Consider the following 12,561-nt stretch of genomic DNA (forward strand, 5'->3'; position numbering starts at 1 on the left):
CTACTCGCTTTTTGTTTTGTTCCATTTTATTTCACAAAACAAAAGAGCTCAAACAATAGCTCTATCCTTCACGCAGGCTTTATTATAACTAAAAAAGTAAAGTATAAAAAATAACTGTTTTCACTATCTAATTTTTTAGTAAATTGTGCCCTTAAAAATTAGCCTAAAATAATTTTAAAAAAAGCTAATTTTATTTCCCGCAGAAAGATATATGAGTTTAATAAAACTAACCATAAAAGGAATTTCTTACAGCCAAACACAAACTGGTGCATATGCATTAGTTTTAAGTGAAATGGAAGGAAGTAGAACTTTACCAATAATTATTGGAGCCTTTGAAGCACAATCTATAGCCATAGCTTTAGAAAAAGAAATAAGACCACCAAGACCATTAACACACGATTTGTTTAAAACCTTTTCAGATAGATTTCAAATAGAAATAAAAGAGGTAATTATTCATAAATTAGTAGACGGTGTTTTCTTTTCTAGTTTAATTTGCGAAAAAGACGGAGAACAAGAAGTTATAGATGCAAGAACATCAGATGCAATTGCAATTGCAGTACGTTTTCAAGCACCAATTTATACCTACGAAAACATTTTAGACAAAGCAGGTGTTTATTTAAAAATTGAAGAAGAATTAGGTTTAACAGATGATGCTGAAGATGAAATTACATCAGAAATTGATACAATTTTAGAAGTAGATAAATCAGATTCTTATGCAGAAAAATCTATAACAGAGCTAAATCAAGAGTTAGACAAAGCAGTTGCTAATGAAAATTATGAATTGGCAGCAAAAATTAGAGACGAAATTAGTAAACGGTCTTAACACGAAACTTACCTTATGAAAAATATATTTTTAATTGCCTTTTGTTTTATTTCAATTTCAATTTTTGGGCAAGATTTAGAACAAAATTGGACCTTTAATTCTGTAAAAAAATCAGACGGAACATCTTTACTTCAATCAGAAGAAACAAAAGTTTTTTCTTTATCCGATGGTAAATTTCAACTTCCTGCATACGCAGATAAACCAGCTTCTACAGGAACTTACTTAAGACAAAATAATCTTATAATTCTTAATGCTACAACACCAAAAGAAGAATTAAGATATTTTAATATTGTATCTTTTGATAATGCAAGCTTGGTTTTATCTGAAGGAGATGTAACATATACATTAGCATCGCCAGAATATACCAAAATAGTATTGGCAGAAACAGATAACGTAACACCAATTAAAAAGGTAGAAGAAGTAGAAGAAACAAAATCAGTTTTAGAAAATGAAGGTATTATAGAGAGTGGTAGCTTTACTTTTACTAGTTTTTGGCGTGGTGCATTAGGTATGTTTTCTTTAATTGTAATCGCTTTTTTATTTAGTTCTAAAAAGAAAGCTATCGATTGGAAAAAAGTAGGAATTGGTTTAGCGTTACAGTTAATTATTGCAATTGGCGTTTTAAAAGTATCTTTTATTCAGAAAGCATTTGAATTGGTTGGTAAGCTTTTTATTGAAATTTTAGAATATACAAAAGCCGGAAGTAAGTTTTTATTTGATGGTTTAATTGCAGATATGGACACGTTTGGATATATTTTTGCTTTTCAAGTTTTACCTACAATTATATTTTTCTCTGCATTAACTTCACTGTTATTTTATTTAGGAATTATACAATGGATGGTTAAAATCTTAGCAATTGTATTGTCTAAGTTTTTAGGTATTTCCGGTATGGAAAGTTTATCTGTTGCAGGTAATATTTTCTTAGGACAAACAGAAGCACCATTATTAATTAAAGCATATTTAGAAAAGATGAATAAATCTGAAATGCTTTTAGTAATGATTGGCGGAATGGCAACAGTTGCCGGAGCAGTATTGGCTGCTTATATAGGCTTTTTGGGTGGAGGAGACAAAGAATTAGAATTGGTTTTTGCAAAGCATTTATTAGCAGCGTCTGTTATGGCTGCACCTGGTGCAATTGTAATTTCTAAAATTCTATATCCGCAAACAGAAGAAGTAAATACAGATGTTACCGTTTCGCAAGAAAAAATAGGTTCTAATATTTTAGATGCAATTGCAAACGGAACAACAGAAGGTTTGCGATTGGCTGTAAATGTTGGTGCAATGTTATTGGTTTTTGTAGCTGTAATTGCAATGATAAACGGTGGTTTAGGTTTAATAGGAGATTTATCTTCTTTAAATGAAATTATAGCAAATAATACAGCATATGATCAGTTGTCTTTAGAGTTTATTTTAGGATATGTTTTTGCACCGTTAATGTGGTTAATAGGTGTGCCAACAGAAGATATGACACTTATGGGGCAATTATTAGGTATTAAACTAGCAGCAAGTGAATTTGTTGGTTATATACAGTTAGCAGAATTAAAAAATGTTGCAAATGCAACACATTTAGCATATAATAAATCGATAATTATGGCGACTTATATGTTATGTGGTTTTGCAAATTTTGCTTCAATTGGTATTCAAATTGGTGGTATTGGTTCTTTGGCTCCTGGTCAAAGAAAAGTATTGTCAGAATTCGGAATGAAAGCATTAATTGGTGGTACAATAGCCTCTTTAATGTCTGCAACTATTGCAGGTATGATTATTGGTTAAGACAAAAAAACTATTTTTTAAATAGTTAATAACTTTAAAATATTATTTAAAAAGCTTCATAAAACCATTTGAAGCTTTTTTTATTTTTACACTTATTTATTTTAGAAAAATAAATCTAATTAACACTTTACATCATAAAATGAAACAATATCACGATTTAGTAAAGCACGTTTTAGAAAACGGAAACGAAAAAGGAGATAGAACAGGTACAGGAACAAAAAGTGTTTTTGGTTATCAAATGAGATTTGACTTAAGTGAAGGTTTTCCGATGGTTACCACAAAGAAATTACACTTAAAATCTATAATTTATGAACTTTTATGGTTTATAAAAGGAGATACAAATATTAAATATTTGCAGGAAAATGGCGTAAGAATCTGGAATGAGTGGGCAGATGAAAACGGAGATTTAGGTCCTGTTTATGGGCATCAATGGCGTAATTGGAATAGTGATGAAATTGATCAATTAAAAGATGTAATTGCAACTTTAAAAGAAAATCCAAATTCTAGAAGAATGATGGTTTCTGCTTGGAATCCTTCTGTAATGCCGGATACGTCAGTTTCTTTTTCTGAAAATGTAGCGAACGGAAAAGCAGCTTTACCTCCTTGTCATGCATTTTTTCAGTTTTACGTAGCAGACGGAAAATTATCATGTCAATTATACCAAAGAAGTGCAGATATATTTTTAGGTGTACCTTTTAATATTGCTTCTTATGCTTTATTTACAATGATGGTTGCACAAGTTTGTGGTTATGAGGCAGGAGAATTTATTCACACATTTGGTGATGCTCATATTTATAATAATCATAAAGAACAATTAGAATTGCAATTGTCTAGAGATATAAGGCCTTTACCAAAAATGAAGATGAATTCGAATATAAAAAATATTGAAGATTTTACATTCGAAGACTTCGAATTGTTAGACTACAATCCGCATCCTCATATAAAAGGAAAAGTTGCCATTTAAATAAAAAAGACTCTCAATTAATTGAGAGTCTTTTTTATTTTATACAGTCAATACACTGTTTTCTGCACCTGCATAATCGTTCCAAGAGAAACTATCTGCTTCTGCATCATTAGTGTAAACGCCGTCTATTACATATCTAAATTCGTAAGAATTATTAGCTTCTAAATCTACAGTTGTTTTAAAAGTACCGTTCTTTAATTTCTTTAAAGGAGTAGAAGCAGCATTCCATTCGTTAAAACTTCCTACTACAGCTACATTACTAGCTTCTTCTCGTGAAATAGAGAAAGTTACTTTGCAAACAGGTTTGCTTTTTAAAAATTGTTTTTTAATTGCCATAGTCTTTTGTATTTAAAAATTGTCTCAAATTTTTAAGTAAAAGTATACAAGTATTAGAACATAACAAGCCTAAAATTAGTGTTTTAATAAAGAATTATCACTTTTGTAATTCTGATATAATTATATTGTAAAATCTATAAAATGATTCTTATAATTTAGTATTTATACAATAGTTTTTAATCTTTTTATCACTTGAAAATCAGTAGTTTTTAACGAAATCGATTTAAATTTTTTCTTGTATAATTGTAAAAAGGCATAAAAAAGTGTAACTAAGTAAAGTTTCTCTTATTTTTGTATAATGAAAAAGATATTTATAATAATTGCATTGATAGTTACCTGTTACAGTAATGCTCAAGAAATTAAGAGTTATAAATTAATTCAAGTAGATGAGTATCCATTATTTAAAGGAACAAAGGCTTTGTATTCAAAAAATAGAGCAAAGTTCAATTCCTTTTTACAAAAAAAGTTCCTATCTAAAGTAGATTATAAAATTTTAGGACTTGTAATAACTGATTATAAATTTTATGTTGAAATTCATATTGATCTAAATAAGAATGTAAAAGTTATAAATACAAGTGAGAAAGATAAAGATTTACATAAGGAAATCGTACGAGTGGTAGAAGAGTTTAAAGTTAAAAAAGCAGCAAAGCTAAATGGCAAAAGTGTGGCAGTAACATTTATTCTACCTTTTAAGATAAATAGTAAAATTAATAATTTATTCAATTAATATGATTACAGTTATAGCTGCTATTGCACAAAATTACGCTTTAGGTAAAGACAACGATTTAATTTGGCATTTACCTGCAGATTTAAAAGATTTAAAAAAGTTACAACAGGTCATTATATTTTAATGGGTAGAAATACTTTTGAATCTATTGGTAAGCCTTTGCCAAATAGAACCACAATTATTATTACAAGAAATAAAAATTACTTTAAAGATGGTTGCTTAATTGCTAATAGTTTAGAAGAAGCTATTGAAATGGCGAAAGAAGAAGAAAAGATTTTTATAATTGGTGGTGCACAAATTTACAAAGAAACAATTGCTAAAAATTTAGCAGATCGACTAGATATTACATTGGTGCATAAATCTTTTGAAGCGGATGTATTTTTTCCGGAAATAGACCCAAAAATTTGGAAAGAAGATTCTAGAGAAGATTTTACAGCGGATGAAAAAAATAAATTAGATTACAGTTTTGTTTCTTATACAAAAGCTAATTAATTCTTCCGGTTCTAAAACCGCCTCCCAAACTCATTTTATATTTTCTTTGAGCAAATAGAAAATAATTAAAAAGTTTGTAGTTAACTTCATAGCCATAATCTGTGTTAGAATTATAATCTATTATGTTTTCATAAATTCCTTGATTATAACTTGTTGGATTCTGAGCGCGCTGATTCCAGGTAAGTACCCAAGCTTTATTTCTAGCTTCTAGATAATTTTGGTCATAAAACCCTTCGGTTTTGCAACACTAGCAAGGTAAGATGAAAAACCCGGATCAATAATAATTATCTCGTATTCTAAACTATCATTTGCAATTACCACAGGTTCTTCTTTTGTGCTATTATTTGAGTTGCTTAATGTAGATGCACAAGAAAAAAGTACAATACAAGATAAAATTAGAAAAGAAATATATTTTAAGATTTTCATAATCAGAGATTTTAATGTTAGTAAAGTTGCAAAAAATAATCTGAAATAGATTGATTTTTAATTGATTTAACATTAATTTTATCCATTAACTAACCTTTAATTATGAAATATTTAATTCTACTTTTTGTCTTTACTTTTCAATTTTCTCAAGCTCAGATTTTATCAGAAAGAGAAAGAGCAATATTAAAAGATAATTTATTAGAAGATCGATTTACTAATTTATTGCCACAATTAATGGATGCTGCAGACATAGATATGTGGCTGTTAATTTCTAGAGAATACAACGAAGATCCTGTTTTAAAAACCATGTTACCCGCTACTTGGTTAAATGCACGAAGAAGAACTATTATTGTTTTTTATAGAGATAAAGCTAAAAATACGTTAGAAAGATTAGCAGTTGCAAGATATGATATTGGTAAAAATATAAAATCTGCTTGGGATAAAGAAAAAGAGCCAGATCAATGGAAAGCTTTATCGGAAATTATAAAGAATAGAAATCCGAATAAAATAGGAGTAAATATTTCTAAATATTTTGCTTTGGCAGATGGTTTGGTTAAAACAGATTATGATGAGTTATTAGAAAACCTACCAAAATCGTATGTTAATAAAGTGGTTTCTGCAGAAAAACTTGCCATTGGTTGGATTGAAACAAGAACTGCCAAAGAAATGAAATTGTACAAAGAGCTAGTACAAATTACACACAATATTATTGCAGAAACTTTTTCATCAAAAACAATCATTCCAGGTAAAACTACTACAGAAGATTTGGTGTGGTGTCTACGTCAAAAAGTAACCGATTTAGGTTTAGAAACATGGTTTCATCCTACTATAGATATCCAAAGAAATAACGAAGTTTTAAAATCGCATATAGAGTCTTTTTCTAAAGGAAAAGAGAAGAAAATTATCTTAAAAGGCGATTTATTACATTGCGATTTCGGAATTACCTATATTGGTCTAAATACAGATTGCCAGCAGCACGCATATGTTTTAAAGGATAACGAGAATTCTGTGCCAACATTTTTAGTAGATGCCTTTAAAAAAGGAAATCGAGTACAAGATATTTTAACTTCTAACATGAAAGTTGGTAAAACAGGAAATCAAATATTAAAAGAATCTTTAATTCAAGGAAGAAAAGAAGGTTTGATTCCTTCTATATATACGCATCCTTTGGGTATGTTTGGGCATAGTGCTGGTACAACAATTGGTATGTGGGATTCTCAAAACGGAGTGCCAGTAAACGGAGATTATCCTTTACATAAAAATACAGTATATGCCATAGAATTAAATACAACTGTAGCTTTAAAAGAATGGGGCAAAAACATTAGAATTATGTTAGAAGAAGCTGGTTTTTTTGGAAATAATATTTTTGAATATGTAAATTCTAGGCAAACAGAAATTATACCAATTAAAATTAAGTAGATGAAAAATAGGTGTTTTTGGGTAACAGATAGTCAATTATATATTGATTATCATGATAACGAATGGGGAAAACCAGTTTTTGATGATGAAACACTCTTTGAATTTTTAGTTCTAGAAACTTTTCAGGCAGGTTTAAGTTGGATAACAATTTTAAATAAAAGAGAAAACTTTAGAAAAGCATTTGATAATTTTGATTATGAGAAAATTTCTAAATATTCAGAAAAAAAATATGAATCTTTGCTTCAAGATGCTGGTATTATCAGAAATAAACTAAAAATAAGAAGTGCAATTACAAATGCGCAATTGTTTCTTGAAGTACAGAAAGAGTTTGGTTCATTTTCTAAGTTTATTTGGTCATATGTAGATCATAAACCAATTTTAAATAAATTTCATAAAAGAGAAGACGTGCCAGCAACTACTAAATTATCTGATATTATATCTAAAGATTTAAAAAAACGCGGATTCAAATTTGTTGGTTCTACCGTGGTTTATGCTTATATGCAAGCTGTCGGTATGGTTAACGATCACACAACAAACTGTTTTAAATATCCAACAGAATGAAAATTTTAAAAGTACCTGCTAAAGACTTAAAAGCTATATTTTATACATTTAGCAGAAGAATAGGCATATTTATAATATTTGTGTTTTTTCTGTTTTTTGATAGTTTATATTTTGCAGAAAACGTTACAAACTCTCAATTACCCATTAATATTTTAATGTTAATTGGCTTTGTAGTAATGTATTTTAGAGCGAATAAAAGAACCCAAGAGTTAATGATTTATGCGGTAATTTTAGGTTTTGGAGGCGAGTATCTTTTTTCGAGACTTTTAAATATGTACACATATAGATTAGAAAATGTGCCTTTATATGTACCATTTGGTCATGCAGCATTATATGGTCGAATTTTTATGTTTAGCAAAGCACCAATAGTTAGAAAATACCACGAGGCAGTAGAAGAACTGTTTGCTTTAATAATTGTTTTATTGGCAACAGTTTATGTAGTTTTCTTTAACGATGTGTTTGGTTTTGTAATGACTATTGTAGTTTTCTTGCTACTGTGGACTCGTCCAAAAGAAAAGTTATTCTTTTTTTCGATGTACATTTTGGTGGCGATTTTAGAAATAGGAGGTACAGCGTTTGGTTGCTGGAAATGGCCAAGTACGGCCTTTGGTGTTTTCGATTTTTTACCTAGTAATAATCCGCCAAGTGGTATTAGCTTGTTCTATTTTTTATTAGATATTGGTTGTTTCTTTATCTATACTCAACGCAATAAAATAGCTTGGAAAAGATTAAAAAATATAGAAAAGATATAAATTAACTACCTGCCAATAATCGTATAGTTACAAATATAATGATAACCAAACTACCATAAATTAGTACTTTTTTACCAGCGTTTTTGTAATACCTTTCATGACTTTTAATATCTTTTCTGTAGCTATAAACCATTAAAGCTATAAATGATAGAATAAAGAAAATCATAAAAATAATTCTACCGGTTGTAAAATAAGCGCTTAAAAACATAGGTTATAATTCTTTGTAAAATTGAATAATTATTATTTTTTCTTATCTAAAATTTTTCGATACCTTGTAAATATGTAACAAACATTATAAGTTGCAAAATTACGAATTTATAAACTTCTAATAATTAAAATATATATGAAAGATAAAATTAATTCTGTACACGATTTTCATACAGCATTTGGTGCAGGAATAAAAAATGAACCAACTGCAAATATTACAGAAAATAGAAATTTGCTTCGTTATAATTTAATGAAAGAAGAAAATGAAGAATATTTAGAGGCTGCAAATAATAACGATTTGGTAGAGGTTGCAGATGCTCTAGGTGATATGCTATATATTTTGTGTGGCACAATCATAGAACACGGTATGCAAGATAAAATTACCGAAGTTTTTAACGAAATTCATAGGAGTAATATGAGTAAGTTAGGCGAAGACGGAAAACCAATTTACCGAGAAGATGGTAAAGTTTTAAAAGGACCTGACTATTTTAAACCAAATATTAAAGAAATATTAGATAGATAAAACTCAATCGAAATTTGATATATTTTTTTCAACATAAGCTAAAGTCAACTTTACAATATCGTCTTCATATTTATAAAATCGATGATCTAATTCATCCCAAAGATCGATATTAGATTCCTTTTGCATTAAGATGCGTTGTCTTATTGTTTGATCTTTTGGAACTGGAATTTGCGGAAATAACATAATCGCTTCCGATAGAATATCTATTGTTTTTTCTGCATTTATAGCTAAGTACGCGTGAAAAATCTCATGTGCAAATTGACCTGCTGAACTAAAAAAGAATTGAATAAATCCGCCATTTGTAACATTATCTTCTAAAATATCTATATAAATAAACGTTTTTTCAAATTCGTTTAAATTTTCAAAATTATTTTTTTCAGGTATTTTTTTACCAATAATTTCTCCAATTCTTGTAATTTTTTCAGAATCATCATTTAATAAAAGTGCAATTTCTGTTGATGTCATAAATTATAATTTCACACGTTTTAATGCCATAGCTTTAATCATCCAATTGGGTAAAGGTTTTTTAGGGTTTCTATTTTTTAGATTGATATGAATGCCTAAATTTTTAATTAGCGGTACTTTATTTGTTTCGATAAATTCGATAAGCGTACCATCATTATCTTCAATATATCCCCAATGCCCATTTGCATCACCCATATTAAAAGAAGGCTGACTAATCACCTGAAAAGGAACTTCTTTTTGTTTACATTCTTCTTTTAATACCTTTAAATTTTTAACGTCAAAACATAAATGAATATAACCTAAATCTCCCCAATATCTATTTTTAAATATTTTTGTTGGCTCGTTTTCTAAACACTGAATAAGTTCTATTTCACTAGTTCCAAAAACTTCGAAAAGCCACCAACTCGCTTTTTAGAATGTGTAAGTAATATGCGTCTAAACCTTTTACTACCATTTTTTAAATCTTCAAGATCATCAAAATTATCAGTTTTATCGAAAATAACTTTATCATAACCCAAAACGTCTTTATAAAGTTTTAGTGAAACATCAATATTAGAAACTCCGATTGCTGCTCCGTAAATACCACCAACATCAATTTTTTTATTTTGATAGAAAGAAGTGTGCTCTTTTATTTTTAAAATATTATCAAAAGGATCTTTTAAAAAGAAACATTTTACGCCGCTTGGATCTTTTTTAATTTCAGAAAGAATATTTTCGTTGCTGCTTTTTAAGCGGTTATAGGTTGCTGTAATATTATTTGTTTTAACAAATGGAAACTGAATGCCTAAATCGCCTACTTTAAATTCATTTTCTGGTTTAGATGGTTTTCTATTTGTGTATTGCCAAATTTCGTAACCGCCACCACCTTGCATGTTTAAGCCTAGTAAAGCTCTTTTTTTCTTGGTTTACCGCCCATATATTTTGCCATATATGTTGCTTCATTACTATCGTCAAAAATTAAAGCATCTGCACCAAGTTTTGTTGCGTACCATTTAAAAGCAATGTCTGCATTTTTTACACCAATACCAATTTGCTGAATACCGTAAATTAATTTTTCTTTCATTTTATAGTTAGTTTGCAATTTTTGTAAAACAGAGTTTCAATGTTTTCAGAACAAACCTTTTTTAAGCTCTACTAAATTACTGAATCTATTCTGAAGTCTCTTTTATAAGTACGTAAATTTTTTGTAAAGAGTTTTCTTCTAATTTTTCTAAGCAAAAAAAGTCTTGATAAATTAATATCAAGACTTTTAGTATGTGTGTAGAATTGTTTTTATTTCGTTGCTTTATCAAAAGCGTTTTTTCCGCCAACAATTGGTAATGTTATAGAAGTACCATTTAAATCTACAGTTAGTTCTGTGCCAGGTTCTGGTAATAAAGTAAAATTATTATCACTAGAAAAAATCATCAACCCAATTTGTTGTCCTTTTTTGATAATTTGATCATCTGGTTGTAAATCAAAAGTCATTTCATAAAATTTACCTGGTTTTAAAGGAGCACTTTTAGTTAAGGATTTATGATTTTGTAAATCTGCCCAACCACGAGTAATAATATTGTCTGTTATTTTGGCTCTTCTACCTTTGGTCCATGGTAAAGAAACTAACCATACAGATAAGTTTACTGCAGGTTTACTACTTGATGCTTTAATTGTAATAGAAGATAAACCAGAAATATGTAAATCTTCTTTTAGAACATCAGAAACATAAATTAAACGATGATTTGTGTTCTCTGCTTGCGCTAAACTTTCGCCGTAAAAAGAATAATTATCAACTAAAGTTTCTTTTGTATTAGACGAATTAGTTGTTACTAGTTTTCCAGCTTTTGGAGCACCAGATTCTAAATAAAGAGTTACAGGTTTAGCCGCCGGATTTGGATAATCTCTATACGGAGTTGGCTGCGTTCTTTTATCATTTTCTCTAACAATCCAAGCTCTATCATCTTTTTCTACATTATTTTGAACACCGTGTAAATAACGCGTAAACCAACGATTCATCATTTTCATAGGCGGCGGACCACCATGACCGTTTTGGTGATAGAATATCTGAGACGGAAGTCCCATTTCTTTTGCTTTTGCATAAATTCTGTAACTATGCTCTGGCATTACGTTCCAATCATTAAAACCATGCGACATTAATAATGCAGCTTTCATTGGTTTCATATCATTTAGATAATCTCTACCAGCCCAAAAATCATTATAATCTCCTGTTTGCCTATCCATTCCGTTAGCCAGTTCAGTATCTCTAATAACTTTATTATTATGTGGTCTGTTTTCTTCTTTACCACTATGAATGTAATCGTATAAAACATCAATATCTTCACCTAAATATCCGCCAGGAGATCTAACCAAACCGTTAGATCTGTAATAATGATAATAAGAAGTATTTGGTGCAACAGGTATAATTGCTTCTAAGCCTTTAACACCCGTTGTTGCTGCAGCTAACGGAATTGTACCATTGTAAGAAGTACCTGTCATACCAACTTTTCCGGTACTCCAATATGCCTTAACTTCTTTGTTTCCTTCTCTTTCGGTATAACCTTTTGCTCGTCCGTTTAACCAATCTATTACTGCTTTTGGCGCTAAAGATTCATTGTCTCCTCCAACAGTTGGAGATCCATCAGATAAACCAGTTCCTGGTGATGATGAATGCACAACAATATAACCTCTAGGAACCCAAGTTCTAACTTGAGAATTTGAAATTATAGGTCTTTTTCCTCTTCGAACAACTTCTACTCTTGTTCTTTGTTTTTCTTTTGCGCCAATTTCATGTTTAACATCCCAAAATAAACCAGGTGTGTCACTTGCTGTTCCTGCATAATAAGGGCTAGATTCGTAAACAATAGGTAATTTTAAACCTTCTGTTTCTGTTTGTAGAGGTCTTGTAACATCTACATGCATTCTATCTAGTTTTCCGTCACCATCGGTGTCAAAGGTGGTTTCTACCCATAAATCTGTTCGAATCCACTTGCTTGAATCTTTAAAACCTTCAACAATTTGTGCTTCGCCATCTTTAAAAAAAGGTTTCGATTTTTCTTGAGCACTAATGGTAAAAGCAATAAGAAAGATAATTAAAAATTGATGTATTTTTTTCATACG

The 12,561-nt window shown here is 29.5% G+C and carries 16 protein-coding genes and 2 pseudogenes; 9 read left to right on the top strand and 9 right to left on the bottom strand.

Features of this window, described 5'->3' with window-relative positions:
• Window positions 1-211: 211 nt before the first annotated feature.
• The 3 genes from ACZ1HD_RS03205 (at window position 212) to ACZ1HD_RS03215 (ending at window position 3,560) form a co-directional block, all read left to right on the top strand.
• The gene (locus ACZ1HD_RS03205; protein WP_079738180.1) at window positions 212-823 is read left to right on the top strand and encodes a bifunctional nuclease family protein; all 612 of its coding nucleotides are present in this window, start codon (window positions 212-214) and stop codon (window positions 821-823) included.
• A gap of 15 nt (window positions 824-838) precedes the next feature.
• A complete protein-coding gene (locus ACZ1HD_RS03210; RefSeq protein WP_472688629.1) occupies window positions 839-2,596 on the top strand; it encodes a NupC/NupG family nucleoside CNT transporter in 1,758 nt (585 codons plus the stop codon).
• 139 nt (window positions 2,597-2,735) lie between these two features.
• A complete protein-coding gene (locus ACZ1HD_RS03215) occupies window positions 2,736-3,560 on the top strand; it encodes a thymidylate synthase (protein WP_472688630.1) in 825 nt (274 codons plus the stop codon).
• A gap of 39 nt (window positions 3,561-3,599) precedes the next feature.
• On the opposite strand, the gene ACZ1HD_RS03220 is transcribed toward ACZ1HD_RS03215, so the two are convergent.
• The gene (locus tag ACZ1HD_RS03220) at window positions 3,600-3,896 is read right to left on the bottom strand and encodes an isoamylase early set domain-containing protein (RefSeq protein ID WP_472688631.1); all 297 of its coding nucleotides are present in this window, start codon (window positions 3,894-3,896) and stop codon (window positions 3,600-3,602) included.
• 298 nt (window positions 3,897-4,194) lie between these two features.
• Between ACZ1HD_RS03220 and ACZ1HD_RS03225 the strand changes: the two genes are divergently transcribed.
• Window positions 4,195-4,623, top strand: coding sequence for a hypothetical protein (locus ACZ1HD_RS03225; RefSeq protein ID WP_472688632.1), 429 nt, complete (start codon window positions 4,195-4,197; stop codon window positions 4,621-4,623).
• A 1-nt stretch (window position 4,624) separates the two neighbouring features.
• Window positions 4,625-5,115 (top strand): annotated as a pseudogene (locus ACZ1HD_RS03230) (dihydrofolate reductase).
• Here ACZ1HD_RS03230 and ACZ1HD_RS03235 read toward each other — a convergent pair.
• Window positions 5,108-5,296, bottom strand: a pseudogene (locus ACZ1HD_RS03235) (DUF6146 family protein); the annotation flags it as partial. The pseudogenes ACZ1HD_RS03230 and ACZ1HD_RS03235 sit on opposite strands and share 8 nt — an antisense overlap.
• Window positions 5,297-5,322: 26 nt before the next feature.
• Window positions 5,323-5,541 carry a hypothetical protein gene (locus ACZ1HD_RS03240; protein WP_472688633.1) on the bottom strand — a complete coding sequence of 73 codons (219 nt, stop codon included), beginning with the start codon at window positions 5,539-5,541 and terminating at the stop codon, window positions 5,323-5,325.
• A gap of 102 nt (window positions 5,542-5,643) precedes the next feature.
• Here ACZ1HD_RS03240 and ACZ1HD_RS03245 point away from each other — a divergent pair, with 102 nt between their 5' ends.
• Genes ACZ1HD_RS03245 through ACZ1HD_RS03255 form a run of 3 tightly spaced genes read left to right on the top strand, consistent with a single transcriptional unit; the run spans window position 5,644 to window position 8,273 of the window.
• Complete coding sequence (locus ACZ1HD_RS03245; RefSeq protein ID WP_472688634.1) at window positions 5,644-6,960, top strand: M24 family metallopeptidase; 1,317 nt, start codon at window positions 5,644-5,646, stop codon at window positions 6,958-6,960.
• Window positions 6,961-7,521, top strand: a complete 561-nt coding sequence (locus ACZ1HD_RS03250) for a DNA-3-methyladenine glycosylase I (RefSeq protein WP_375240257.1) — start codon at window positions 6,961-6,963, stop codon at window positions 7,519-7,521.
• Entirely contained in the window at window positions 7,518-8,273 is a 756-nt protein-coding gene (locus ACZ1HD_RS03255; protein WP_375240258.1) for a hypothetical protein, read from the top strand. The genes ACZ1HD_RS03250 and ACZ1HD_RS03255 overlap by 4 nt, the downstream gene beginning before the upstream one ends.
• 1 nt (window position 8,274) lies before the next feature.
• Here ACZ1HD_RS03255 and ACZ1HD_RS03260 read toward each other — a convergent pair whose 3' ends face one another.
• A complete protein-coding gene (locus ACZ1HD_RS03260) occupies window positions 8,275-8,481 on the bottom strand; it encodes a hypothetical protein (protein ID WP_077811171.1) in 207 nt (68 codons plus the stop codon).
• 135 nt (window positions 8,482-8,616) lie between these two features.
• Here ACZ1HD_RS03260 and ACZ1HD_RS03265 point away from each other — a divergent pair, with 135 nt between their 5' ends.
• Window positions 8,617-9,003: a pyrophosphohydrolase domain-containing protein gene (locus ACZ1HD_RS03265; RefSeq protein WP_077811172.1), complete on the top strand. Its 387-nt coding sequence runs from the start codon at window positions 8,617-8,619 to the stop codon at window positions 9,001-9,003.
• A 3-nt stretch (window positions 9,004-9,006) separates the two neighbouring features.
• Here the strand turns inward: ACZ1HD_RS03265 and ACZ1HD_RS03270 are convergent, their stop codons facing one another.
• The 5 genes from ACZ1HD_RS03270 to ACZ1HD_RS03290 form a co-directional block, all read right to left on the bottom strand.
• Complete coding sequence (locus ACZ1HD_RS03270; RefSeq protein WP_472688635.1) at window positions 9,007-9,468, bottom strand: DMP19 family protein; 462 nt, start codon at window positions 9,466-9,468, stop codon at window positions 9,007-9,009.
• Between the two features lie 3 nt (window positions 9,469-9,471).
• Window positions 9,472-9,687, bottom strand: coding sequence for a hypothetical protein (locus ACZ1HD_RS03275; protein ID WP_472688636.1), 216 nt, complete (start codon window positions 9,685-9,687; stop codon window positions 9,472-9,474).
• A 146-nt stretch (window positions 9,688-9,833) separates the two neighbouring features.
• On the bottom strand, window positions 9,834-10,340 hold the full coding sequence (locus ACZ1HD_RS03280; RefSeq protein WP_472688637.1) for a VOC family protein: 507 nt from the start codon (window positions 10,338-10,340) through the stop codon (window positions 9,834-9,836).
• An 8-nt stretch (window positions 10,341-10,348) separates the two neighbouring features.
• Window positions 10,349-10,531 carry a hypothetical protein gene (locus tag ACZ1HD_RS03285; RefSeq protein ID WP_472688638.1) on the bottom strand — a complete coding sequence of 61 codons (183 nt, stop codon included), beginning with the start codon at window positions 10,529-10,531 and terminating at the stop codon, window positions 10,349-10,351.
• A gap of 209 nt (window positions 10,532-10,740) precedes the next feature.
• On the bottom strand, window positions 10,741-12,558 hold the full coding sequence (locus tag ACZ1HD_RS03290) for a Xaa-Pro dipeptidyl-peptidase (protein WP_472688639.1): 1,818 nt from the start codon (window positions 12,556-12,558) through the stop codon (window positions 10,741-10,743).
• Window positions 12,559-12,561: the final 3 nt, after the last annotated feature.

This window comes from Polaribacter sp. HA6-7, from assembly GCF_055693625.1.

Excerpts from the sequence above, each read along its gene's own strand:
- ACZ1HD_RS03205 (WP_079738180.1), top strand. The coding sequence starts at position 212 with ATGAGTTTAATAAAACTAACCATAAAAGGAATTTCTTACAGCCAAACA.
- ACZ1HD_RS03210 (WP_472688629.1), top strand. The coding sequence starts at position 839 with ATGAAAAATATATTTTTAATTGCCTTTTGTTTTATTTCAATTTCAATT.
- ACZ1HD_RS03215 (WP_472688630.1), top strand. The coding sequence starts at position 2,736 with ATGAAACAATATCACGATTTAGTAAAGCACGTTTTAGAAAACGGAAAC.
- ACZ1HD_RS03220 (WP_472688631.1), bottom strand. The coding sequence starts at position 3,896 with ATGGCAATTAAAAAACAATTTTTAAAAAGCAAACCTGTTTGCAAAGTA.
- ACZ1HD_RS03225 (WP_472688632.1), top strand. The coding sequence starts at position 4,195 with ATGAAAAAGATATTTATAATAATTGCATTGATAGTTACCTGTTACAGT.
- ACZ1HD_RS03240 (WP_472688633.1), bottom strand. The coding sequence starts at position 5,541 with ATGAAAATCTTAAAATATATTTCTTTTCTAATTTTATCTTGTATTGTA.
- ACZ1HD_RS03245 (WP_472688634.1), top strand. The coding sequence starts at position 5,644 with ATGAAATATTTAATTCTACTTTTTGTCTTTACTTTTCAATTTTCTCAA.
- ACZ1HD_RS03250 (WP_375240257.1), top strand. The coding sequence starts at position 6,961 with ATGAAAAATAGGTGTTTTTGGGTAACAGATAGTCAATTATATATTGAT.
- ACZ1HD_RS03255 (WP_375240258.1), top strand. The coding sequence starts at position 7,518 with ATGAAAATTTTAAAAGTACCTGCTAAAGACTTAAAAGCTATATTTTAT.
- ACZ1HD_RS03260 (WP_077811171.1), bottom strand. The coding sequence starts at position 8,481 with ATGTTTTTAAGCGCTTATTTTACAACCGGTAGAATTATTTTTATGATT.
- ACZ1HD_RS03265 (WP_077811172.1), top strand. The coding sequence starts at position 8,617 with ATGAAAGATAAAATTAATTCTGTACACGATTTTCATACAGCATTTGGT.
- ACZ1HD_RS03270 (WP_472688635.1), bottom strand. The coding sequence starts at position 9,468 with ATGACATCAACAGAAATTGCACTTTTATTAAATGATGATTCTGAAAAA.
- ACZ1HD_RS03280 (WP_472688637.1), bottom strand. The coding sequence starts at position 10,340 with ATGCAAGGTGGTGGCGGTTACGAAATTTGGCAATACACAAATAGAAAA.
- ACZ1HD_RS03285 (WP_472688638.1), bottom strand. The coding sequence starts at position 10,531 with ATGAAAGAAAAATTAATTTACGGTATTCAGCAAATTGGTATTGGTGTA.
- ACZ1HD_RS03290 (WP_472688639.1), bottom strand. The coding sequence starts at position 12,558 with ATGAAAAAAATACATCAATTTTTAATTATCTTTCTTATTGCTTTTACC.